We start from the raw sequence: 24,665 nt of genomic DNA, 5'->3' as shown, positions 1-24,665 counted from the left end.
AAATGAAAAGAAAAATTATAGCAGTAACAGCATGTGCGACAGGAGTTGCACATACATATATGGCAGCACAAGCATTAAAGAAAGCTTCAAAAAAAATGGGGCACCTTATAAAAGTTGAAACACAAGGAGCTACAGGAATCGATAATGAATTAACTACAAAGGATGCACAAATTGCCCAAGTAGTAATATTTGCAGTAGATACTAAAGTTAGAAATGCTGAACGTTTTGAAGGAAAAGAAATATTAGAAGTACCAGTTAATGCACCTATAAAGGATGCAGAGAAAGTAATAAATGATGCACTAAAGCTAATTGACAATAAATAAGTGGAGGGAAATACAATGTTAAAAAAGATAGTCTCTGAGTTAAAAAAGCATGTCTTAACAGGAATCTCATATATGATTCCATTAGTAATTGCAGGTGCTATGATAATGGCAATATCCCGTGTGGGTGGTTCTTTCTATAATATACCAGATATATGGGATGCTAAATATGCAGAAAGTGCTAGTAGTATTATCAGGCTATTGCATGACTTAGATGGTTTTGGAGGCACTGCTTTAGGATTAATGTTTCCTGTAATTGCTGCATTTATAGGATTTTCTATAGCTGATAAATTAGCTATTGTACCAGGTCTTGTTGGAGGTATGATTGCTAAAGATATAGGGGCAGGATTTTTAGGAGCTTTAGCAGTTGGTCTAATAGCAGGATACACATGTTTATTTATTAAAAATCATGTTAAACTACCAAAATCAGCAGCTTCAATAGTACCAATATTCATAGTACCAGTATTTGGTACGTTAATCACTGTTGTATTAATTAATTATGTGATAGGTATTCCTTTTGCTACATTAAATACTGGATTAGAAAATTGGTTAAATGGATTGTCAGGTACAAATCAGATATTAATGGCAGCTATTATTGGAGCTATGATGGCAGTTGACCTAGGTGGACCAGTTAATAAAGCAGCCTTAACAACATCACTTGCATTATTAACAAGTGGGATTTATGCACCTAATACTGCTGCTATGGTAGGAATTGTTATACCACCATTAGGATTGGGTCTTGCTACTATATTAGCGAAACAGAAGTATAATAAGCAGTTACGTGAAGCTGGTAAATCATCTCTTATAATGGGGTTAATTGGAGTAAGTGAAGGGGCTATTCCTTTTGCAGTAGAATCTCCATTGAAAGTAATACCTTCATGTGTGATTGGAACAGCAATTGCTTCAGCTATGGCAGTTGGTCTAGGTTCAGTAAATGCAACTCCAATTAGTGGATTTTATGGGTGGTTTACAGTGGAGAACTGGCCAATGTATATATTATCAATAGCAGTTGGAACAGCAATTGTAGCAGGTCTAGTTATAGTATTACGTGGAAATCCAGTGATTGAAGATGATGAATTTGAAGATGATGAATTTGATGAAGCAGAGTGGGAATCTTAAAATGTAATATTAATTTAAGAAGAGTTATAAATTGTATGTGAATTATATTCTTAAGATAAATCCTATACTCAATGAAGTATTAGAGATTGATTTTGGACTTAAATATTAAAGATAAGGAACAGAGGAGAGTAAATGATAAAAGCACACATTGTTAATCATACACATTGGGATAGAGAATGGTATTTTACTTCTGGAGACGCACTAGTACTTAGTGAACAACTATTTACAGATGTAATTGATGAACTAGAGCGCAATACAGATGTAAGTTTTGTACTTGATGGACAACTTTCTATTTTGGATGACTATGTACAACTACATAGAGAAAAAATAGAAATCATCAAAAAGCTAATAAAGGAAGATAGACTTCACATTGGACCATGGTTTACTCAAACAGATGCATTCTTTGCTAGAGGAGAGTCTATTTTAAGAAACTTAATGATTGGAATTTTTGAAAGTAAAAAATATGGTAAGTATATGAAAATTGGATATTTACCAGATACATTTGGGTTTAATGCACAGATGCCTATATTATTAAAGCATGTAGGTCTTGATAATATATTCTTTTGGAGAGGCATACATCTTGGTAAACAGGTGCAATCACCATATTTCAAATGGAAAAGTCTAAATGATGAAAGTTACATATATGCTGTAAATATGCCACATGGATATGGAACAGGGATGCTTTTAGAGCCTTCATCAAAATATGTTAATGGACGTTTAGACCATGCAATTGATTTTATCAAATCGTATAGTGATGTAGATGAGGTACTAATACCGTCAGGAAATGACCAGTTGAATATAATAGGTGATTTTAAAAACAAAGTTAAAGAGATTAATGATATTGGAAAATATTCATATATAATAAGCTCATATCAAGAGTTTTTGAAGTATGTAAAATCTATAGAATCACTAGAAAGTTACAGGGGTGAATTTAGAGAGCCAGTACTTGCAAGAATACATAAATCAATTGGTTCTAGTAGAATGGATATAAAATTAGCGTGTGATAAACTAGAAAATAAGCTAATTAAAAGGATAGAACCACTACTAGTAATTGCCAAAAAGAGTAAGATTGAAATAAGCAATCAGTTGTTGATAAATACATGGAAAAAACTTTTAGAAGGACAGGCACATGATAGTTTGGCTGGATGTGTAACTGATACTGTGACAGAGGATATTCTTCATCGTATAAGAGAAGCGAACGAAATATGTGATAGTATTGAAAATACTATTGTCAAAAAAATTTCGGAAGGGCTTAAATTATCTAAAAATGATATTTTAATATTTAATACAGAAGCTAAAAGTTTTAATGGATATAAAGAGATACAGGTTGTAAGTGATAGTAAAAATATTTGTTTTAAAGATAATTTAGATGCCACTATAATTGAAGAAACTTATGTTAAATCGAGAGAAAATGTATTAGAGGAGACACCTGCTGGTAATATATTTATTGAAGAGCCAGGTTATTATATATTAAAAATAAGAATAAATATACAGCTTCCTGCACTTGGATATAAGGTTGTCAGTTTTGAATCAAGTGACAAGGAAATGTTGGTACTTAATGAATCTAATGATACCTTTATATCTAATGATAATTATAAGATAATGTATGAAGATGGAAGTTTAAATTTACAGCTTAAAGATGGAACTTATATATCAAACTTTTTAATATTAAAAGACAGTGCAAACGCAGGAGATACTTATGATTTTTCTCCATTAAAAAATGATAAGGATATAAAACTTTTATTTGGTAAAGTATCTACAGAAAAAGCTTTAGGATATGAAAAAATAGTGGTTGAAGGTACTACTTTACTACCACTCACACTAGAAGATAGAAAAAATAAATATCTTAATGGAAAGTTAAATGTAAAAGCTAGTATTACCTTATCAAAAGAAAATCCATTAATGGATGTAAAACTTTGTGTTGATAATACAGTATATAATCATAGACTACGTGTTCATATAAAAACTAATATAAAAGATAATAAAAACATAGCATCACTACCATTTGGATATATAACAAGAGAAAATGGAGTTTTAAACAACTGGGAAGATATTTACAGTGAAATGCCTATAGATTTAGAGCCATTAGAAAGTAATATTACACTGACAAATCAAAACAGAAGTTGTACTGTATTTACTAGAGGAATAAAAGAATACCAACATGTTGAAGATGAAATTGCACTGACTTTACTTGCTACTACGGATGAATTAGGGAAGCCTGACTTATTATATAGACCAGGACGTGCTTCTGGTGATACGACTAAAAAAGGTCATATAAGAATTAAAACTGATAAAGCCCAAATTCTTAAAGAGGTAGAGTTCTCATTTGCAGTATACATGAATTCTAAACCATTTGATGAACTAGAAGTTGCAAGTTTAGCTCATAATTATCTACAAGAATGTGTAAATTATCAATTACAGGATTATAATTTCTTTTTATACCGTATAGATAATAAGATTCAAAAATCTATTGTTGAAAAATCTGTAAGTAGAGAATTGGAAATAATATCTTTACCAGAGAACTATCTTGTGTCAGCATGTTACCCTTCTTACTATAATAAAGAAAAATTTATAATAAGATTGGAAAATCCAACTAGTAAGAAAATAATATTAGATGAGCAAATATTTAAAAATAGAAACGGGAAAATAGTAAATGCAATAGAAGAATTACAAGAACAACAAGTGTATGAAATAGCACCTTTTGATTAAAAAATAGCTACGCACACTTGTGACTTTAGTCGTGAGTTAGTAGCTAAAATAGTCAGCATATAGGGAAACTTATATGTAGAGATAGGATAGAGCCTATCCAATACTACTTGAATTGCTGGAAACCCCTAAAGCTAACTAAACTAAAACATAAGGATGAAATAAACCTAAGTGTGAAAGTTACGAAAGTAGAAAAAATTGGTTAGATGGTATAAGGTTAAACCCTAAGTACTTTAAAATGGGCAATCAGCAGGTAAGCTCCTAAGTAGGAGAAACTTCAACGACTATTCCTCTTGAGGGAAGTACACTACAAGCTATTGGTAGTGGAAGTGGGTAGACCTTAACGGATAATGCCGAAGGATAAGATATAGTCTGTGCTTACATGAAAGTGTAAGAAGTTCATAAGAGAACTGCATAGGTAGTAGCGAACTTATGTGAACGACAACCTCAAAAATGATAAAAGTTAAGACTTACGGTTCTTATATATGTTATTTAGAAATAAATATAAAACCTTCGAAATAATTGTTTTAAATAATTACGTTTGTTAATATTATAATGGGTGATGAAAAATAGAAGTTACTCGGATATGTATATTAATAATCATAAAAAACAATTAAAGTGAGGTGATAGTAGTGGAAAAAGCTTATAAGTTTAGAATGTATCCAAATAAAAAACAGCAAGAGCTAATTAACAAAACTTTTGGATGTTGTAGATTTGTATATAATAAGTATCTTGCTAAAAAAATAGAAGTTTATGAAAACGATAAAGAAACTTTTACTTATAAACAGTGCAGTTCTGATTTGACCAATTTAAAAAGAGAATTAGAGTGGCTTAAAGAACCTGACAAATTTTCACTACAAAATACCTTAAAAGATTTAGAAAACTCATATAAAAAATTCTTTAAGGAAAATACAGGATTTCCTAAATTTAAATCAAAAAAACTAACAGATTTTCATATAAAACTAACTTTACAAATGGAAATATTATGTACTGTAGTCAATATATAAAATTACCTAAACTTGGTATGGTTAAAGTAAGGGATAAACAAGTACCTCAAGGAAGAATACTTAATGCTACTGTATCCAAAGAACCAAGTGGTAAATATTATGTATCACTATGTTGTACTGATATAGATATTAAAGCATTTGAAAATACTAATAGTCAGATAGGTTTAGATTTAGGAATTAAAGAATTTTGTATCTCAAGTTGTGGAGAATTTATAGAAAATCCTAAGTATCTTCAAAAGTCATTAAACAAACTTGCTAAATTACAAAGATAATTATCGAGAAAAACAATTGGTAGTTTAAATAGAAATAAAGCAAGGTTAAAAGTTGCAAGACTTCAAGAACATATAGCTAATCAAAGAAAGGATTTTCTACAAAAACTATCTACCAAATTAATACGAGAGAATGATATTATTTGCATAGAGGATTTACAAGTAAAGAATATGACTAGAAATAGTAAACTATCTCGCTTAATTTCTGATGTGTCATGGTCAGAATTTGTTCATCAATTAGAATATAAAGCTAATTGGTATGGTAGACAAATTGTAAAGGTAGGTAAATTCTTTGCAAGTTCACAAATATGCAATAAATGTGGGTACAAAAACGAGGAAATGAAGAATTTAAGTATAAGAGAATGGATTTGTCCTTGTTGTAATGAAACTCACGATAGAGATATAAATGCAAGTATAAATATACTAAAAGAAGGATTAAAACTAATAAGAGTTTAAAATAAATAACTTATGTAAGAACCGTAGGAACTACGGGGATAGCCTGTGGAGAGTTTGTAAGACATATTTTAGTATGCAAAATTCTATGAAGCAGGAACCCTGTGACTTTAGTCATGGGAGGTTCAGGTTATTTCAATATTATTAGATTTATAAGTGAAAAATAAGTTTATCGTTTAAAGTCTGACTGATAGTAATTGGTCAGACTTTTTAATTTGCATAAATTTGGGTAAATATTAATGTATAAGTATAGTATTCTATATAAAATTTGTTAAACCAGATAAATAGTTTAACAGGATAAGTTGTCTAAACAAAGAACTTATTATATTAGAGTAGTTTTATATTCAGTTTAGAATCAACAAAATATTAATGAAATGAATTAAGGTATACTTTAATAACAATTATTCAATTTGATTTTATGATAAGTTCTATGTAGTTACAAAAAAGTGACCAATTGTGATATGTATATAAAACTGATATATTAATTACATAACACTTAAAATAATTTGTCTTAGGGATACATATAATAAAAATTTTAATTAAGTAAAGTTAGAAGTATACATAATATCTATAAACATACTGTTATAACAATTTACTTAATAATTAAAGAAAAGAGGAGAGTAAAATGTACAATATAGATGACATGATATATGATTGTCCAGTAGAAGCTTTATCAAGTATATTAGGTAAAAAGTGGGTAGCTATAATAATATGGGAGATACAAAAGGATAAAAAACGATTTGGAGAGTTACAAAGAGCTATACCAGAATGTAGTAAGAAAATGCTAACTCAACAATTAGATTTTTTAATTGAACAAGAAATTATAGTTAAGAAAAAAAGGCTGGTTAATAACATTGTAGAGTCAACCTATTTTTTAAGTGAGTCAGGATTACTATTGCTTCCTGTTATGGAAAAAATGATAATGTGGAGTAATAAAAACTTAAACTGTGATAAATAAATCTTAAAATTTTATATGAGATTTAGAATGATTCATTTAAATTATGAGTAAAAAGGTATTAAAATTGAATGTTTTTAATCTAATTTTAGCATAGTGATAAAATTTTAATATTTGAAATAAAATAAGGAGGAATTTTAGCTTGCAAAATGTAAATTTATTTTTAGTATTTATAGAAGGTGTAGTGTCGTTCTTTTCACCATGTATATTGCCAATTTTGCCTATTTATTTGAGTATATTATCAAATAGTAGTGTAGAGAGTTTAAAAGAAGGAAAGACAAATTTTATAAGAAGTTCTCTATTTAAAAATACTATATTCTTTGCTCTTGGAATCTCGACAACATTTTTTATATTAGGTTCATCAGTAAGAGTATTGAGTATGTTCTTTAATGAGAATAAAGACTTAATAATGTTCATTGGTGGGATTATAATTATTATCATGGGCTTATTTTACATGGGAATAATTAAATCTTCAATATTGAATAGAGAAAAAAGATTTAATGTAAAGTTTAAAGAAATGAAAGCAATAACAGCTTTTATATTAGGTTTTACGTTTAGTTTTGGATGGACACCTTGTATTGGTCCAATACTAGCATCTGTATTAGTAATGGTTTCAAGTTCAAGCAATCATCTTAGTGCAAATCTTTTAATAGCAGTATACACTATTGGATTTATTTTGCCATTCATAATTACATCTATGTTTTATAGTAAATTATTTAAAACCATAGACAAGATAAAATCTAACATGGAGATTATTAAAAAAATAGGTGGGATTATACTTATAGTATCAGGAATATTAATGATGGTAAATGGATTTGGAAGTATAAGCAAACATTTTAATATCCCACAAAATAGTAAAATTGAAAGTAATCAGGAAGATAATAAACAATCAAATTCTAAGGATAAAGAAGACAGTTCTAGTAGTAATGATGGTCAAAAAGACCCTAATGATGGAAATAATGAATCAGGGTCTAAAGATGAAGAGAGAATAAAGTCTATTGATTTTACTCTAACAGACCAATATGGTAAGACACATAAATTAAGTGATTATGAAGGTAAAGTTGTATTTTTGAATTTCTGGGCTACATGGTGTCCTCCATGTAAAGAAGAAATGCCTCACATAGAACAACTATATAAAGACTATAAGAAAAATAATGAAGATGTAGTGATTTTGGGAGTAGCTTCACCTAATTTGGGTAGAGAAGGTTCAAGAGAACATGTGGTTAAATTCTTAAAAGAAGAAGGGTATACCTTCCCAGTTGCACTTGATGAAGATGGAGCATTAGCATATCAATATGGAATTAATGCTTTTCCAACTACATTTATAATTGATAAGGAAGGATATGTAACTCAGTATATTCCAGGAGCTATGGATAAAGAGACTATGGCATCTTTTATTGAGAATCAAAGAAATAAATAGATTAAAATGTTTAAATATAAGGACTCAAATAAATTTAAGGTTACAAAAAAGTGCCTAATTGTACTACCTAGATAATCTTGTTATAGTAAAAGTATAAATAACACAAGAAGGGGTTGAAAATTATATGAAAAAAACATTTGATGCAATAATAATAGGATTTGGAAAAGGTGGAAAAACACTAGCAGGGGATTTGGCAAATAAAGGATTAAAAGTAGCTTTAATAGAAAAATCAAATAAGATGTATGGTGGAACATGTATAAATGTGGCATGTATACCAACTAAAAGCTTAGAAAATTCAGCAAACAGTATAAAAACAAAACGTATAAGTTCTTGGGATGAAGCTCAAGTTGAATATGAGAAAGCTATAGATAAAAAAGAAACTTTAATTACAAAACTTAGAGAAGCTAACTATAATAAATTAAATTCAAATGAGAATGTAACTATATTCACAGGAATGGGAACTTTTATTGATGAAAATACAGTTCAAGTTAAAACTGAAAATGAAGTTTATGAGTTAGTAGCAGATAAGATATTTATTAATACTGGTTCAAGACCATTTATACCTAATATTAAAGGCGTGGAAAATAAGCATGTAGTATATGATAGTGAGTCTCTTATGAATCTAAGAACTCTACCTAAAAAAATGACAATCATAGGAGCTGGCTTTATAGGTCTAGAGTTTGCTGGTATTTACAGTTCATTTGGAGCAGAAGTTACGATATTAAATTCTAATAATGGTATTTTACCTAATGAAGATGTTGAAGATTCAGAAGAAATAATAAAACTACTTGAAAAGAGAAATGTAAAAATTATAAACAATGCAAAGATAAAAGAGATTAAAGAAGTTTCTAACTTAGCTATAGTAGAGTATGAAATAGAAGGTAAATTAAAGGAATTAACAAGCGATATGATACTTGTAGCTACAGGAAGAAAGGCAAATACTGAAGGGTTAGGACTAAAAAATGCAGGTATAGAGTTAAATGAAAGAGGATTTATTAAAGTATCAGAGACTCTTAAGACTAATAAAGAACACATATGGGTTATAGGAGATATAAATGGAGGCCCACAATTTACTTACATTTCACTAGATGACTATCGTATAATTATTAATCAATTATTTGGAGATAAGACTAGAACCAATAGTGATAGAAAAAATATACCAAACTCTATATTTATAAGTCCAGCATTTTCAAGAGTTGGTCTTAATGTTAAACAAGCTAAGGAAAAAGGATATGAAGTATTAGTAGCAAAGATGCCAGTTGAAGCAATTCCAAGAGCTAAGCAGATTGGTAAGACAGATGGGTTTATAAAGATTGTAATAGATAAAAAATCAAATAAGATACTTGGAGCTACTATGATATGTGAAGATTCAAGTGAGATTATCCACTTAATTCAATTAGCTATAGATTTAGAAGTAGAGTACACATATTTAAGAGACCGTGTTTATGCACATCCAACTATGACAGAAGCTCTTAATGATATTTTATCTCCTAATATGATAAAGGAAGTATAACATAAATTTAATATATAAAGCCTAAAATTATCATTATAAATAGATTTTATAAAAGGGATACTATAATAAATTACTAATAGTATCCTTTTTGTATTGTAAAGTTACAAATATACTATAGAATTTATTATTTTGCATTATAAACTGGAATTAAACGGTATAATTTAAGTATTGGATAACTTAAATGGATAATGTAATAGTATCAAAAATATTTTAAAAGAGTAAGTTTATCATACTTAAGATATTAAGGCAATGTTTAAAATAGGGAGGTGAAATCATATGAATAAAGTATCTAAAAGAGGGTTTGATGAGAATGATAAGAGATGGTTTTCAAGTAATGAATTAATAAGACTTACAAAAGCGAAGGAAGAAATAGAATGGTTAATAAATAGGGATTATAAAATAGACCCAGTTGTTACTTTTGTTGGAGATAGGTATCAGTTTTCCATAAGACAAAGAGATGCACTAAAAAGGGCAGTATGCACTGAAGAAAAAAATATAACAAGACAGTCAAAAAAACTTTCTCTAGATAAAATCAAAGAAGGGCTTATAAATATAGATGGTTTTAATTTGATAATAGCTATAGAAGTGGCATTATCTGGTGGAACTTTAGTAATAGGTAGTGATGGTAATATGAGAGACTTAGCAGGGCTTAGGGGGACATATAAGATTATAGATAAAACAGAAGAAGCCTTAAAGTTGATAGGAGACTTTTTTAATAAATACAATGCACAAAAAATTAGATTTTACCTAGATTCTCCAGTTTCTAATTCAGGAAATTTAAAGTATAAGATACTGGAATATGCTAAAATATGGGGAATTGAAACTGAGGTGGAGCTAGTAAAAAATGCAGATGTCGTATTAGAAAAATTAGATAGAGTAGTTAGTAGTGATGCAGTCATAGTTGATAAATGCATAAGCTATTTTAATGTCACTAGAGGTATAATTGAAGAATATATTAAGGATTGTAATATTGTAAATTTAAATAAATAGATAAATATAAATGAGAAAAAATAAGTTTGTATAGAGCAATATTATCAGTAATACAAGTAAAGTTTGAAAATAGGAGAACGAATACATATCGAATTTCATAAAATGTTGTAAAAAGACATATGAGAGGATGGTATGTGTGAAGTTAACTAAAATAAATATTAAAAAATATAGAGCACCTGTATATAAATATGCTTTAGTAAATGTAAATTTGAGGTCTGCTAAATCTACAAATTCAAGTATTATAACTGTAATACCTCAAGGAGCAAAAATGGAGGTATTAGATGAAGAAGATGAATGGATTAAAGTAGTGTATAATTCTCAAGAAGGGTATGTATATAAGGACTTAGTATCAGTAAGCGAATATACTTGGAGTAACTTAAATTTAAGGGAAGACAAATCTACGACTTCAAATATAATTACAGTAATTCCCGAAAAGTCTAGGGTCGAAGTTTTAGAAGTAGATGGGGATTGGAGTAAAGTTATATATGATGATAAAATAGGATATGTTTTTAATTATTTCTTATCAACTGATGGAAATAAACCTAATGAGTTAGATTATAAATATTTTTATACTGATATGACAAAGTTTGTTAATGAAAATAATATTAAAAGTACGAGTGATTATCTAATTGTGACAGACCTTAGAAATAAATATACTTATATTTTTAAGAAAGATAATGGAAGTTGGGGTCAACTTTACAAGTGGCAATGTACTATAGGGAAGCCTGAAACTCCGACTATAACGGGTATATTTTATATAAGTGGAAGAAAACCTTCTTTTGGAACAGATGAGTATTCAGTTAAGTACGCTACTAGAATTAAAGGTGGATATTATTATCATTCTGTATTATATGATTCAACAGGCAGTTATATAATAGATGGTAGACTTGGTGAAGCTCTTAGTCATGGTTGCATAAGACTAAATACAGAAAATGCAAAATGGATATACGATAATATACCTGATACAACAACTGTTATAATTCATTGATAAAATATTTGGTTTGTTAATTAAGAGCTAGTATTCTTAACTAATAATATTATATGTTAGTATTTGACAAGAATTACGATTTGAACGATGTAATAAGAGAGTGCCAATAATAAAATAAAGGTATTTTGAGGCACTCCCTTATAAATATACATAATTAATTTATGGGGTAGGTTGTTATAATTAAGATATTTTCATAAATAATTCTATAAGCTTATCTTTATCAAAGAAAACAGGATTGGCTCCAGCGCATGCATCTTTCATAGAGTTTTCTGCAAGTAACTCAAAATTAGGATTATCAACACCTACATCTTTTAAAGATTTTGGGATTCCTACTTCTTCAGAAAGAGTTTTTATTTTATTTATTACAAAGTCAACACACTCTTTATCTGATTTATTATGTACATCCATTCCAATAGTTTCAGCTATTAAACGGAATTTAGAAGGAGCAGATTTGGCATTTTCTTCTTCAACTATTGGAAGTAGCATAGCGTTACATACTCCATGAGGTAAATCATATAAACCTCCTAATTGATGTGCCATGGCATGTACATTTCCAAGCCCTGCGTTACTAAATGCAATTCCATTTAAGAAACAAGCGTAACACATTTGTTCTCTAGCCTCTATGTCATTACCATTCTTAACAGCTCTTGGAAGATATTTAAATATCTGTTTTATAGAATATAAGGCAGTCGAATCTGTAACATCATAAGCTCCATTAGCTACTACAGCTTCTATAGCATGAGTTAATGCATCCATACCAGTTGCTGCTGTTAAATTAGATGGTTTACTAATCATTAATTCAGGGTCGTTTACTGTCATTGTAGCTAATGAATTAGTATCAACCATTATCATTTTTACATGTCTGTCTTCATCAGTTATAACATAGTTTATTGTAACCTCAGCAGATGTACCAGCAGTAGTAGTTATAGCTACAATAGGAAGACATTTTTTAGAAGTTTTGTTGACACCTTCATAATCTCTAATATCTCCTCCATTAGTAGCTAATATAGAAATGGCTTTACCACAGTCCTGTGGAGAACCCCCTCCTATTGTAATAACAAAATCACAATTTTCTGACTTTAATATTTCAAGTCCTTTGTTTACATTAGTTACAGTTGGATTTTGTTTAACTTCATCATAAATAGCAAAATCTACACCTATCTGAGATAGAATATCTGTTACTTTTTTTACAGTACCATTTGAAACTAGAAATTTATCACTAACAATAAATGCTTTTTTAGTTCCCAGTGATTTAATTGAATCTTTAGCTTCATTAAGACATCCTTTTCCAAGTAAATTTATTGGTGGGACATAATAAATGCTCATAACTAAAATCTCCTTTTATTTTAAATTGATTTTTATATAAGAAATATATATCTAATAATCTTTCTTTAGCTTGTTTATCATATAATTATGGCTTAGATTAATACAGATATACAGGTTCCTATATAAGAACTTAATTCGTAAATACGATTATGATTAGAATTTAACATAGTATTTTTATCATGTCAATAAAAAAATAAAAATTATCATAAAAAAACAAAGCTACTGTAGTTAAATCAGTAGCTTTGTTTTTTATTGTATAAATCAAATAAATATGCCAGTTTAAAATAGAATTTTTAATTATTACAATTTTCAATATGTCGTATCTGTTAAACATTAACTTAATTTATTATAATATCTTCATTGCGTTCTTCCATCATAGATTGAATATTTTTCTGAGCATTTAAAAGTAATTCTTTTATCAGTTCTATTTTTTCTTCATTAGCTCTAAACAGTGGTAATGTTACACTAACAGCAGCTCTTATACATCCATTTTTTCTTATTGGCACAGCAAGACATTTTAGATGTTGCATTGATTCTTCACATTCTGAAGCTATTTGTGTTTTTTTAACTTCAAGAAGTTGCTCATATAAAACATCAAAGTCTGTAATTGATTTTTCTGTAAAGCCTTTTAAACCATCTGGATATAAACTTATTAGTGTTTCCTTATCAAAATCACATAAAAGAGCTTTTCCAAGGCCTGTACAATTAGCAGGTATTTTTTTACCAACATAAGAAATAAGTCTAATTGGTTCTGGAGAATCTACTTTACCAACATAAAGAACTTCATTGTTGTCAAGGATACCAAGCTGGCAAGTTTCAGAACAAGAATTAACTATATTAGTCATTTCTTCAATTACATAATTGAAAATAGTTCTCTTTTCAAAAAATGAAGACCCCAATGTGTAAGAACGTATCCCTATAGAGTATTTGGATGTATTCTTATCAATAGTAATATATTTTCTAGCATTAAGTGTATGAACTATAGGAAAGATGCTACTTTTTGGAGCATTAATAGCATCTGCTATTTCTGTGAGAGTATATCCGTTTTCGGACTCAGCTAATGCTTCTAAAATATCTAATATCCTAGCTGTTGGGCGATGATTATCTGAAGTCATAAATTTCCCCCCTCTTTTTATTAATTTAAAGTATTAGAATATGTTGATTTTAGCACACTATGTGATATTTTACAATGTGGAAAATAAATATGTAGATTTGTACATAAATAAGCTCTTGACTCAAAGACTGGTAGATATTTTTTAGGAGGTTCTACATAAATAATTACATTAATTTCCAAAATATACCTAAAGAAAGTTGGTGATATTTAGTTATATAATTTAAGAGAATCTATTTAATAGCTGTATTTTATATAGATATATCAAAATATTGTGAATTATATCTTATAATTTGTCTATTATTCGAATTGTATAAAAAATTTTATAGTTTTGAGCACTATATATTTTTGAGTGCTTTGTATTTTTGCATATAATGAAGCTATTTGATAATACATAGTATATTATCAGATAATTTGAAAAAATTTTGACAAAAATTTATTTTTTTTATTGACTCATAAATAGGAAAATGCTATCATTAATTCAAAGATTCGTAAATAAAAACTTAGTTCTTAAATACGAACTGAAACGGCCGTTAGAATTAAAGCTAAAAACTTAATAAGAGTAATTAAATATCATGTTTTAGGAGGAGTAACTTTATGATAATGGATTTTATTAAAAAAATTCCTGCAGGTATGATGATAGTTCCAATGTTTATAGCAGCTTTCATTAATACATTTTGCCCAGATATTGTGCAAATAGGTTCATTTACAACAGCAGTATTTTCAAGTGTTGGGTCTGCAACTATAATTGGAGTTCAACTGGTGTGCTTAGGAACTCAACTTCAATTTAGAGAAATGCCAAAAGTTTTAAAAAGAGGTGGAATACTTCTGGGTTCCAAATTTGCTATAGGTGCTTTAATAGGTATTCTTATAGGTAAACTATTTGGAATGGATGGAGTACTTGGTCTTACAACATTGGCTGTTATAAGTGCAGTTACAAATAGTAATGGTAGTATATATCTTTCATTGATGACTTCATATGGAGATGAAACAGATTGTGCAACTATGAGTTTACTTACTTTAAATGATGGACCATTTTTTACATTAATAGCTCTTGGGACTTCAGGTCTTGCAAATGTTCCTTTGTTGTCTTTATTGGCTGCAATAGTACCAATACTTGTTGGTATGATAATAGGTAATTTTGATAAAAAAATGAAAGAATTTTTAGAGCCAGGATGTAATTTGCTTGTACCTTTTGTAGGATTTGCACTAGGTAGTAGTATAAACCTTGCAAGTATACTAAAAGGAGGATTATCAGGAGTAATACTTGGATTAATATCTGTGTTTGTAGGAGGTATATTTATAGTATTCTGTGATAAATTTATAGGAAAACGTCCAGGATATGCAGGATGGGCTGTAGCTACAACTGCTGGAAATGCAATTGCTGTACCCGCTGCTGTTGCATTAGTTGACCCATCATGGCAACCATATGTTGCAACAGCAACAACTCAAGTAGCAGCCGCAGTAGTTGTCACTGCAATATTAGTTCCTCTTATAACTAGTTGGTGGGCTAAGAAGTATGGATGTCCTAAGTTTCCAAAACAAAATGAGGATGGGACAATAACAGCTTAATATTACATGAGTTACTATTGAAAGAGCAAATTCTTTAATTAGATTTTAGGGTATTAATAAAATTATATTATTTACAAAGGAGAGTAAGAATAATGATAAATGCGGTGATAATTGATGAAAAAGATAACGTTGCAGTAGCTATTGAAGCAATAACTAAGAATAGCGAAATTAGTTTTAAATTAAAAGATAAAACAATAAAGACAATTAAAGCATTAGATGATATAACTATTTATCATAAATTGGCTATAAAAGATATGGCTGAAGGTGACAAAGTTACTAAATATGGAGAGCATATAGGAGAAGCAAATCAGGAAATAAAGATTGGTCAACATGTACATATTCATAATGTTAGAAGTGTTAGAGAGGATTTGGACAAACAAGCTATGGGCAATGTATAAAATAATACTTATTTATAAATTTATAGAAGTTAAATTCATTGTCTTTTAGTATTTAATTATTATCAAATAAGATTTTATCTATTTGATTAGTGAGTGTAACAAAAAGTTATAATATATGAAAATTACAGAAGGTATATAGACTATTTTAGGAGGAAATCAGTATGAAATTTTATGGATATAAAAGACCAGATGGAAGAGTTGGTATAAGAAACCACATATTAGTATTACCTACTAGTGTTTGTGCATCAGATACAACTAGAATAATAGCGTCTCAAGTTCAAGGAGCAGTTACTTTTAATAATCAAAATGGATGTTCACAAGTAAATTCAGACCAACAATTGACTATGGATGTTATGGCTGGATATGCAGCAAATCCAAATGTATATGGGGTAATAGTGGTATCTTTAGGATGTGAGAATTGCCAAAATGATTTGGTAGTAGAGGCAATAAAAGAGAGAACAAACAAGCCAATAAAAACCCTTGTAATACAGGAAGAACATGGGACTTTGAAAACCATAGAAAAGGCTGTTCGTTATGCTAGAGAAATGGCTCAAGAGGCATCTTTACTTAGAAAAGAAGAATTCCCAATATCTGAGATTATACTAGGAACTGAGTGTGGAGGGTCTGACCCAACAAGTGGATTAGCAGCAAATCCACTAATAGGTGAATTAAGTGATAGACTTGTTGATTTAGGAGCAACATCAATTTTAAGTGAAACTACTGAATTTATAGGAGCAGAGCATATATTAGCTAGAAGAGCAGTAAATGAAGAAGTAAAAGAAAAAATATTACATATAGTGCATAGATATGAAAATTCGTTAAAATTAGTTGGAGAAGAGGTAAGAGAAGGAAATCCATCTCCTGGAAATATAGCTGGTGGCTTGACAAGCTTGGAAGAAAAATCACTAGGTTGTATACATAAAGGTGGTCATAGACCAATAAGTGAAGTGTATGATTATGCTAAACAGATTGATAAAAAAGGTCTTGTTATAATGGATACACCTGGAAATGATGCTTCATCTGTCGCTGGTATGGTTGCAGGAGGAGCTCAAATAGTAGTATTTAGTACAGGTAGAGGAACTCCATCAGGAAATCCAATAGCTCCTGTAATAAAGATAACTGGAAACAAAATAACTTTTGCAAATATGGAAGACAATATGGATTTTGATGCTAGCCCAGTTATATATGGTCCACAAACAATGGAAGAATTAACAGATGATTTATTAAATATGATTGTAGATGTAGCAAATGGAAAACAATCAAAGGCTGAGTCTCTTGGATATACTGAAATGGCAATAGCTAGAGTATGTAACTATGTATAAGATTTAATTAAAAAACGAATACATAGAATTTTAATAAAGGGTGAGATTATGAAGTTTGTCAGTTTTACTGAAGGAAAAAATGAATGTAAAAGAATAGGAGTTTTTTCTAAAGATGAATTATTTATTATAGATATTAATTCCTTAAATCTTAGCAAATCTTTTAAGAACTTAAATGATTTAATTCAAAATATATCTCAAGACGATATCATTAGACTGAAAAGTACTATAAAGGAAGATATATTCCATAATTATGATGTTTTTAAAAGAGAAGAATGTATTATACATGTTCCTATAGAAAAACCTATACACGATATTTTATGTGTGGGAGTGAACTATAAAGACCATCTTGAAGAAACTCAAACTCACTTTGATGATAGTTTTGAAAAACCACAAAAAACAGTCTATTTTACAAAACGTGTTACAAAAGCTATAGGCCCAGAAGATAAGATAGATGGTCATTTTGATATAAATAGTCAATTAGACTATGAAGTTGAACTTGGAGTAGTAATAGGTAAAACAGGTGTTAATATTAAAAAAGAAGAGGTCGAAGATTATATCTTTGGATACACTGTTATAAATGATATTTCTGCTAGAAAGTTACAAAAAGAGCATGTTCAATGGTTTAGAGGAAAGGGATTAGATACATTTACATCTTTAGGGCCATGTATCGTACATAAAAGTGCAATTTCTTTTCCTGTAAAACTTAAGGTATGCAGTAGAGTAAATGGTGAAGAAAGACAAAATTCTAATACAAGGTTATTCATATCAGACATTTCAGACATAGTTTCAGAACTTTCAAAAGGTATGACTTTAGAGGCTGGAGATATTATAGCTACTGGTACACCTTCTGGAGTTGGTATGGGTTTTTCACCTCCTCGATATATGAGTAGTGGAGATGTAATTGAATGTGAGGTTGAAAGTATTGGAATTTTAAGAAATTACATTAAGTAAATGTTTTAATATAGGTAATGTTAAGGCAGAACCTGAATGTATTAAATGAACATATTAAAATAAATTTTAGGAGTTTAAATTATGAAAGCAGAATTTTTGACACCAGTGGTTACAATATTTGATGAAGAAGGAAATTTAGATAAAGAAGGAAATAAGAAAGTCTATGACCATCTTATAGATGGAGGAGTAGATGGCCTAGTTGTAATGGGAAGTACTGGAGAGTTCTTTAATATGTCTATGGATATGCAAAAAGAACTTATAGATTTAGTAATTAATCATGTTAATAAGAGAGTAAAAGTGTTTATAGGTACAAGCCGTATGAGTATAAAAGAGTCTATAGAGCTTTCAAATTATGCACATAATAGTGGAGCAGATGGAGTTATGATAATAAGCCCTTATTATTTCTCTCTTGATGATGACAGTATTGAGTTGTTTTATAGCGAAATAGCTAAAAATACAGAAGCTGAAATATATCTATATAATTATCCAGATAGAACTGGTTATGATTTGAGTCCAGAACTTACATTAAGACTTGTAAGAAAGCATAAAAATATAGTTGGTTATAAGGATACAGTAACTTTGATGGGACACACTAGAGATTTAATAAATACTATGAAAGCAGAGTTTCCAGATTTTAAGATATATAGTGGTTATGATGAAAACTTTATACATAATCTAATGTCTGGAGGAGCAGGTTGTATAGGAGGTCTATCAAATTTAATTCCAGAAGTTTGTTCAAAATGGGCAGAAGCTTATAATAATAGAGATATGGATAAGGTTATAGAAATTCAAAAATATATAAATAAAGCTATGGATTTTTATTTAATAACAAACCCATTTATACCAGCAATGAAAAAAGCAATGAATATTAGAGGCTTACAAGTGAGTGATTATATGACTGCACCTTTTATAAAGCCAAATGAAAATCAAGTATATGAGATTAAAAAATTAATGAATGAATTAAATATATGTTAACTGGTTAATTAGATATATAGTAAAAAACGAAGAGTGTTTTAAACTGATTTTTATAGTCATTTTAAACACTCTTTTTTTATATGTTAAATCAACCTTGCAAAGTGGTCAACAATAAACTACAATTATGTTAATAAAAATTAAATAAAATGATACTAGGGTACTATATTAGTTTAATAGGGAAAGTGATGTAAGTTCACTACAACCCCCGCTACTGTATACGGATACGAAATCAAAATCCACTGAGATTTATATGAAAAGTTTTGGGAAGGACGATAGAGGAAAAGCCGTGAGTCAGGAGACCTGCCCAGTATTACATAGGTTCAATTTAGGGTGGAAATTGTAATTTATAATAAAATGAAATATCAATTCATTTTTTGTAAAATTGATATATAAACTTCTCCTTTCTAAATTAGGAGAAGTTTTTTATTTTATTAAAAGGTTATAATTATTAAAGATGACTTTAATATAGTTCTAATGAGATATATTTTAAAAGTATATGTTATTAGAATTTTTAACCACTTATAAAAAATAAAATATTGGAGTGAAAGAGATGAAATTTAAAGTAAATGTTTTAAAGCAATTTTTTCTAAGTATTATGATAGTTATTTTAGTAGGAGGTCTTATAGGATGTAGTAAAAATGATAAAGAGAATGCACAAGTTAGTAGTGGTAAGAAGTTAGAATTAAAATATGCAAGTGGGTTTAGTGTTGAAGACTTAGAGGATGGAATTAAAAAAGTAACTGATGGAGATAAAAGAGAACTAATTTTAATCCCTAAAAAAATTGAAGTTCCTGAAAAGTATAAAAATGCTAATATAGTTAGAACACCTGTAGATAATGTCTTAATAGCATCTACAACACAAGCCTGTTCTCTAAGAACAATAGGTGAGCTAGATAGCATAAAAGCAGTAACAACAGAGGAACAGTATTGGACTATCAAAGAAATTAAAGATTTGATGAAGGACGGAAAGATACATTATGTTGGTTCAAACTTAGCACCAGATTATGAAAAAATAGTAGATTTAAACCCTGATTTAACTATAGTTAGTAGTGGTTTATCAGAAGCTGATACAAAATTTATTGATAAACTAAAAGAATTAGGACTTAACTATGTTGTAGATAATGAATATAAAGAGCAAAATCCATTTGGAAGAATGGAATGGACAAGCTTAATAGCTGCATTTTATGATAAAGAAGATATAGCCACTAGTGAATTAAATAAGACAGTACAAAAGATAGAAGAAGTAAGTAAAAAAATAAAAAACAAAAACAAGCCTAAGGTAGTATGGGCATCTGTATATGAAGGAAATGCTTATGTAGCACCTAAAGATTCATATGTAGATAATATGATAAGAATGGCTGGTGGAATAAATGCATGTGCTTCAATGGATTCAAATGAAGGAAGAGTGAGTATTGAACAACTACATGAAGTTGCAAAGGATGCAGATATATTTGTATACTCATCAAGCTCAGATTATGCACCAAACTTAGAGTCTATAAAATCTAGTGCACCTGTATTGGCTGATTTGGATGTTGTAAAAAATGGTAACTTGTGGGTATTTGCTCCAGATTATTATCAATCAGTAGATAAGACTGATGAATTAATAGTAGATTTAGTTGAGATGTTTCATCCAGGAGCTACAGGTGAAAAAATTAAACATTATATAAATTATGATAAATAATATATAATACGACACTAAAAGATGAGTTTTATGGATTTTAGTTAATATAGATTTGTTAAGAGGGGTATATAAATGGATTTTATCAATAAAATGAGAATAAAGAATACTACAATATTTATAGGACTAATTATAGGCATGATACTTACTTTTTTAGTGTGTGTAGCATTTGGCTCTGTAAAAATTGAGTTTAAAGAAATAATAGATGTTGTATTAAGAGGTATGGATAATACAGAACACTATAAAATAATATACAACATAAGGATTCCAAGAGTACTTGCAACTATGGTGGGTGGAGCTTGTTTAGCAGTATCAGGAATTTTACTACAGATATTTTTTAAGAATCCAATAGTTGAACCATATATATTAGGTGTATCTTCAGGCTCTACTTTATCAGTAGCGCTTATGATTTTAGGTGGATATACATTAGGATTTGAAAATATAACTTCAATGAGTATATTTGTGGCAGCATTTATAGGAGCTTTGATTGTAATGTCTGTAGTCATTTTATTTGCAAGTAAGGTAAAGAATATAACGACTCTTTTAATAATAGGAATTATGACTGGATATGTGTGTAGTGGTATAACTAATGTACTACAATCATTTGCAAATAGTGAAAAATTAAAGGAATTCACTGTTTGGTCTATGGGAAGTTTTTCTGGATTTACCTGGGAAAAAGTAGAGATACTTATATTGATTGGTGTTCTAGGTCTTTTAATGAGTATCTTTATAATAAAACCTCTAAATGCTTTTTTATTAGGAGAAGAATATGCTAAAAGTATTGGTATAAATATAAAATTTTTTAGATTTTTGGTAGTATTTATATCTAGTATACTAGCAGCAATAGTATCAGCATTTGCAGGACCTATAGGATTTATTGGACTTGCAGTACCACAAGTTTCAAAATTGATATTTAAGACATCAGATAATAGAGTACTAATACCAGTGGTAATTTTTTTAGGAAGTATAGTTACAGCTCTTTGTGATTTAATATCAAGAGTAATTCTGTCGCCAATAGAATTACCAATAAGCACAATAACATCTTTATTAGGAGCACCAATTGTAGTAATGCTATTGATGAAAAGGAAGGACAGGGCTTAGATATGTTGAAAACTAATAATTTAAGTGTAGGATATAATAAAAAAGTAGTTGTGAGTGATATAAATATAGAGGTGAAAAATGGAGAGATATTATGTCTTTTAGGAAGTAATGGAGCTGGAAAAACTACTATATTAAGGTCTTTATCTAAACTTATAACGCCAATAAAAGGGGAGATATATCTAAATGACATAGATGTAAATCATATATCAAGAAAGTCATTATCGAAAAAAATGGCTTTAGTGCTTACAAATAGATTATTAGGTGATTTAATGACTGTACAAGATATAGTTAATATAGGAAGGTATCCATATACAGGATTTTTTGGTAACCTATCCAAAAAAGATTTAATACTGGTAGATGAAGCATTAGAATCTGTAGATGCATTACATTTAAAGAAAAGATATTTTGACGAACTAAGTGATGGAGAAAAACAAAAAGTATTAGTTGCAAGAGCTTTAGTTCAAGAGCCAGAAATAATTATATTGGATGAACCAACAACTCACTTAGATATAAAGCATAGGTTAGAGCTTATAAATATACTAAAAAAATTAAGTAAGGAAAAATCAATTTCAGTAATACTTTCATTGCATGAAATTGATATAGCATTAAAAAGTTGTGATAAAGTTGCTCTTATAAAGAATAATAAAGTCATAGCTTATGGTCAACCTGAAGATGTAGTGGATGAAGATATTATAAATTCACTTTATGAATTGGATGATAAAAATTTTAATAGTCTTTTAGGTTCAGTAGAGATTAGTAATAAATCTAAAAATGAAGTTTTTATAATTGGTGGTGGTGGTAAAGCTACACCAATTTATAGAGCTTTTACTAAAAAAGGTATAGGTCTATATTCTGGAATAATACATGAAAATGATATTGATTATGAAATTGGCAGAACTATGGGCATAAAGATGTTTACAGAAAAGCCATTTGAGCCAATAACTAATGAGAGTTTTGATTTAGCTATTAGAAATTTAAATGATTCTAAGATTATAATAGATACAGGGTTTAGCGTAGGAGAAACGAATAAAAAAAATATAGACATTATAAAAGAGGCTTTAAAATTGGATAAAAAAGTTTATTCATTTAGGAATAGGAATGAGAGCAATAAGTATTATAGTAGTCTTGGTAATGATATAGAATATATAGATAAGGTTTCACAAATTATGGATAGTATCAAGACAGATAATTTACTATAGATTGTAAAATAAAATGTAATTGCAGACTACAAAAAATATAAAAGAGTATCTTAATAGTTTTTAAACATTATTATAGATACTCTTTTTTTACTGTTTATTTATTTTGTGTATGGTGTTATAAAAAAGTATTCCTTTATAAATAACCTATAGCTTCCTCTCTAGTTAGAAAAAAGTGAATTCCTGCAGTTGATTCTTTCCATCTATTTTCATTAAATTCTTCAGCTATAATAGTTTCTCCTACTCTATATATAAAATTTTCATCAGCATATGCACGAGCACTTTTAAAAGATTCTTTGCCATCTATACTTGTAATTGACAGTACTTTTGCTTTATCACATCTACAAGCATTTGATGTAGCAGAAACCCTTTTTGCATCACTTGGAATTAATAATTGTACCATTCTAAAATTAAAACACTTTTTATAGCCTATAAATGCTCCTGTTTCAGGACAGTATAACTTGAAAAAGCGAGTATTTTCATCTGATACTACTCCATCTAAAGTAGCATATTCTAAGTTGGAGTTTTCTAAATTAGCTCCTCTAATATCTGACCTAGATAAATCACAAAATCTAAAATTAGCTCCACTTAGGTCTGCATTTTTTAATATGGAATTTTTTAATGAACAATTTGAAAAATAAGAGTTACTAAAGCTAGAGTTTTCTAAATCTGCTTCTTCTAAGTTTAAATCAATAAGGTCAGACCATGAAAAATCAATATTACTTAAACAGTATCCCTTTAAATTCATATTTTCTAATTTTATTTCTCTTAAATCAGCTCTTTCTCCATCATTGTTGTTTTTAAGCCATAAATAATGTTTTTTAAGTATCTTTTCAAGTTCATATTTAGAAATATCTCTCATAAAAATCACCTTCATGAATTTATTTTTATATATGTAGTAGCAAAATAGTCATATATTTAATTATATAACAATAAATAAAAAACTTCTAAATAATATATAAAATATCATATATAAAATATTTTGTTTTAAATATATTATAATATATTCTTAGGCTATTTAGGGATAATTTGCACTTTTAAACATGACATAATAAGTTTGTATTGTTTTATATTTGAGTTGATAAAAATTTCTTTAAATAAAAATAATATCAGTGATACAATAATAAAAGTTTAGATATAAAAAAATTTGTGTATATACTATATGTAGTATATAATAGATAAAGCACTGACTATATGTAGTGCTTTTGTTTTTGAAAAATACTTATTATATTCCAATAGTTATAGGTTATTTTGGGGATTTCAACTAATAAATACTAAAAGAAATAATAAGAAAA

General features: G+C 28.7%; 19 protein-coding genes, 1 pseudogene and 1 riboswitch. Of the genes and pseudogenes, 17 read left to right on the top strand and 3 right to left on the bottom strand.

All coding sequences use genetic code 11. From position 1 onward, the window contains the following. Window positions 1-2: 2 nt before the first annotated feature. The 9 genes and pseudogenes from ACTG44_RS16800 to ACTG44_RS16760 all read left to right on the top strand — a co-directional run bounded on the left by ACTG44_RS16800 (window position 3) and on the right by ACTG44_RS16760 (window position 11,740). Window positions 3-323 carry a PTS fructose transporter subunit IIB gene (locus ACTG44_RS16800; protein ID WP_479920874.1) on the top strand — a complete coding sequence of 107 codons (321 nt, stop codon included), beginning with the start codon at window positions 3-5 and terminating at the stop codon, window positions 321-323. Window positions 324-338: 15 nt separating this feature from the next. After that, window positions 339-1,439 carry a PTS fructose transporter subunit IIC gene (locus tag ACTG44_RS16795; protein WP_021386065.1) on the top strand — a complete coding sequence of 367 codons (1,101 nt, stop codon included), beginning with the start codon at window positions 339-341 and terminating at the stop codon, window positions 1,437-1,439. A gap of 132 nt (window positions 1,440-1,571) precedes the next feature. Further along, window positions 1,572-4,148, top strand: coding sequence for an alpha-mannosidase (locus ACTG44_RS16790; RefSeq protein WP_479920873.1), 2,577 nt, complete (start codon window positions 1,572-1,574; stop codon window positions 4,146-4,148). Between the two features lie 620 nt (window positions 4,149-4,768). After that, a pseudogene (tnpB, locus tag ACTG44_RS16785) lies at window positions 4,769-5,877 on the top strand (IS200/IS605 family element RNA-guided endonuclease TnpB). A 622-nt stretch (window positions 5,878-6,499) separates the two neighbouring features. Then, window positions 6,500-6,832: a winged helix-turn-helix transcriptional regulator gene (locus tag ACTG44_RS16780; protein ID WP_021385918.1), complete on the top strand. Its 333-nt coding sequence runs from the start codon at window positions 6,500-6,502 to the stop codon at window positions 6,830-6,832. A 139-nt stretch (window positions 6,833-6,971) separates the two neighbouring features. Next, window positions 6,972-8,249 carry a cytochrome c biogenesis protein/redoxin gene (locus tag ACTG44_RS16775; protein ID WP_479920872.1) on the top strand — a complete coding sequence of 426 codons (1,278 nt, stop codon included), beginning with the start codon at window positions 6,972-6,974 and terminating at the stop codon, window positions 8,247-8,249. Window positions 8,250-8,373: 124 nt separating this feature from the next. After that, window positions 8,374-9,762 (top strand): FAD-dependent oxidoreductase, encoded by a 1,389-nt coding sequence (locus ACTG44_RS16770; protein ID WP_479920871.1) that lies wholly within the window; start codon window positions 8,374-8,376, stop codon window positions 9,760-9,762. A gap of 276 nt (window positions 9,763-10,038) precedes the next feature. After that, complete coding sequence (locus tag ACTG44_RS16765) at window positions 10,039-10,752, top strand: DUF434 domain-containing protein (RefSeq protein ID WP_479920870.1); 714 nt, start codon at window positions 10,039-10,041, stop codon at window positions 10,750-10,752. A gap of 136 nt (window positions 10,753-10,888) precedes the next feature. Beyond that, a complete protein-coding gene (locus tag ACTG44_RS16760; RefSeq protein WP_479919403.1) occupies window positions 10,889-11,740 on the top strand; it encodes a L,D-transpeptidase family protein in 852 nt (283 codons plus the stop codon). Between the two features lie 180 nt (window positions 11,741-11,920). Here ACTG44_RS16760 and ACTG44_RS16755 read toward each other — a convergent pair whose 3' ends face one another. Beyond that, window positions 11,921-13,066: an iron-containing alcohol dehydrogenase gene (locus ACTG44_RS16755; RefSeq protein WP_479920869.1), complete on the bottom strand. Its 1,146-nt coding sequence runs from the start codon at window positions 13,064-13,066 to the stop codon at window positions 11,921-11,923. Between the two features lie 338 nt (window positions 13,067-13,404). Then, on the bottom strand, window positions 13,405-14,181 hold the full coding sequence (locus ACTG44_RS16750; RefSeq protein ID WP_021385900.1) for an IclR family transcriptional regulator: 777 nt from the start codon (window positions 14,179-14,181) through the stop codon (window positions 13,405-13,407). A 593-nt stretch (window positions 14,182-14,774) separates the two neighbouring features. Here ACTG44_RS16750 and ACTG44_RS16745 point away from each other — a divergent pair. The 8 genes from ACTG44_RS16745 (at window position 14,775) to ACTG44_RS16710 (ending at window position 23,373) form a co-directional block, all read left to right on the top strand. Next, window positions 14,775-15,749: a 2-keto-3-deoxygluconate permease gene (locus tag ACTG44_RS16745; RefSeq protein WP_021385880.1), complete on the top strand. Its 975-nt coding sequence runs from the start codon at window positions 14,775-14,777 to the stop codon at window positions 15,747-15,749. 92 nt (window positions 15,750-15,841) lie between these two features. Further along, entirely contained in the window at window positions 15,842-16,147 is a 306-nt protein-coding gene (locus ACTG44_RS16740) for a UxaA family hydrolase (RefSeq protein WP_021385903.1), read from the top strand. Window positions 16,148-16,308: 161 nt separating this feature from the next. Beyond that, window positions 16,309-17,469 (top strand): UxaA family hydrolase, encoded by a 1,161-nt coding sequence (locus ACTG44_RS16735; RefSeq protein ID WP_479920868.1) that lies wholly within the window; start codon window positions 16,309-16,311, stop codon window positions 17,467-17,469. Window positions 17,470-17,517: 48 nt separating this feature from the next. After that, window positions 17,518-18,420: a fumarylacetoacetate hydrolase family protein gene (locus ACTG44_RS16730; protein ID WP_021385904.1), complete on the top strand. Its 903-nt coding sequence runs from the start codon at window positions 17,518-17,520 to the stop codon at window positions 18,418-18,420. An 81-nt stretch (window positions 18,421-18,501) separates the two neighbouring features. Further along, window positions 18,502-19,395 carry a dihydrodipicolinate synthase family protein gene (locus tag ACTG44_RS16725; protein ID WP_021385868.1) on the top strand — a complete coding sequence of 298 codons (894 nt, stop codon included), beginning with the start codon at window positions 18,502-18,504 and terminating at the stop codon, window positions 19,393-19,395. Window positions 19,396-19,532: 137 nt separating this feature from the next. Next, a riboswitch (cobalamin riboswitch) is annotated at window positions 19,533-19,717 on the top strand. Window positions 19,718-19,945: 228 nt separating this feature from the next. Further along, on the top strand, window positions 19,946-21,076 hold the full coding sequence (locus ACTG44_RS16720; RefSeq protein ID WP_479920867.1) for an ABC transporter substrate-binding protein: 1,131 nt from the start codon (window positions 19,946-19,948) through the stop codon (window positions 21,074-21,076). 72 nt (window positions 21,077-21,148) lie between these two features. After that, window positions 21,149-22,174, top strand: coding sequence for a FecCD family ABC transporter permease (locus ACTG44_RS16715; protein ID WP_021385863.1), 1,026 nt, complete (start codon window positions 21,149-21,151; stop codon window positions 22,172-22,174). Between the two features lie 2 nt (window positions 22,175-22,176). Beyond that, window positions 22,177-23,373, top strand: a complete 1,197-nt coding sequence (locus ACTG44_RS16710; RefSeq protein WP_479920866.1) for an ABC transporter ATP-binding protein — start codon at window positions 22,177-22,179, stop codon at window positions 23,371-23,373. A 133-nt stretch (window positions 23,374-23,506) separates the two neighbouring features. Here the strand turns inward: ACTG44_RS16710 and ACTG44_RS16705 are convergent, their stop codons facing one another. Continuing rightward, complete coding sequence (locus ACTG44_RS16705; protein WP_021385907.1) at window positions 23,507-24,232, bottom strand: pentapeptide repeat-containing protein; 726 nt, start codon at window positions 24,230-24,232, stop codon at window positions 23,507-23,509. Window positions 24,233-24,665 lie beyond the last annotated feature (433 nt).

The sequence above is a fragment of the Clostridioides sp. LIBA-2809 genome (genome assembly GCF_056688965.1).
Note: the sequence above shows the minus strand (reverse complement) of the source record. Positions and strands in the feature narration are given on the sequence as shown.

Bases quoted from the DNA above. Each gene is read 5' to 3' on its own strand.
- ACTG44_RS16800 (WP_479920874.1), top strand. From the start codon at position 3: ATGAAAAGAAAAATTATAGCAGTAACAGCATGTGCGACAGGAGTTGCA.
- ACTG44_RS16795 (WP_021386065.1), top strand. From the start codon at position 339: ATGTTAAAAAAGATAGTCTCTGAGTTAAAAAAGCATGTCTTAACAGGA.
- ACTG44_RS16790 (WP_479920873.1), top strand. From the start codon at position 1,572: ATGATAAAAGCACACATTGTTAATCATACACATTGGGATAGAGAATGG.
- ACTG44_RS16780 (WP_021385918.1), top strand. From the start codon at position 6,500: ATGTACAATATAGATGACATGATATATGATTGTCCAGTAGAAGCTTTA.
- ACTG44_RS16770 (WP_479920871.1), top strand. From the start codon at position 8,374: ATGAAAAAAACATTTGATGCAATAATAATAGGATTTGGAAAAGGTGGA.
- ACTG44_RS16765 (WP_479920870.1), top strand. From the start codon at position 10,039: ATGAATAAAGTATCTAAAAGAGGGTTTGATGAGAATGATAAGAGATGG.
- ACTG44_RS16755 (WP_479920869.1), bottom strand. From the start codon at position 13,066: ATGAGCATTTATTATGTCCCACCAATAAATTTACTTGGAAAAGGATGT.
- ACTG44_RS16750 (WP_021385900.1), bottom strand. From the start codon at position 14,181: ATGACTTCAGATAATCATCGCCCAACAGCTAGGATATTAGATATTTTA.
- ACTG44_RS16745 (WP_021385880.1), top strand. From the start codon at position 14,775: ATGATAATGGATTTTATTAAAAAAATTCCTGCAGGTATGATGATAGTT.
- ACTG44_RS16740 (WP_021385903.1), top strand. From the start codon at position 15,842: ATGATAAATGCGGTGATAATTGATGAAAAAGATAACGTTGCAGTAGCT.
- ACTG44_RS16735 (WP_479920868.1), top strand. From the start codon at position 16,309: ATGAAATTTTATGGATATAAAAGACCAGATGGAAGAGTTGGTATAAGA.
- ACTG44_RS16730 (WP_021385904.1), top strand. From the start codon at position 17,518: ATGAAGTTTGTCAGTTTTACTGAAGGAAAAAATGAATGTAAAAGAATA.
- ACTG44_RS16725 (WP_021385868.1), top strand. From the start codon at position 18,502: ATGAAAGCAGAATTTTTGACACCAGTGGTTACAATATTTGATGAAGAA.
- ACTG44_RS16720 (WP_479920867.1), top strand. From the start codon at position 19,946: ATGAAATTTAAAGTAAATGTTTTAAAGCAATTTTTTCTAAGTATTATG.
- ACTG44_RS16715 (WP_021385863.1), top strand. From the start codon at position 21,149: ATGGATTTTATCAATAAAATGAGAATAAAGAATACTACAATATTTATA.
- ACTG44_RS16710 (WP_479920866.1), top strand. From the start codon at position 22,177: ATGTTGAAAACTAATAATTTAAGTGTAGGATATAATAAAAAAGTAGTT.
- ACTG44_RS16705 (WP_021385907.1), bottom strand. From the start codon at position 24,232: ATGAGAGATATTTCTAAATATGAACTTGAAAAGATACTTAAAAAACAT.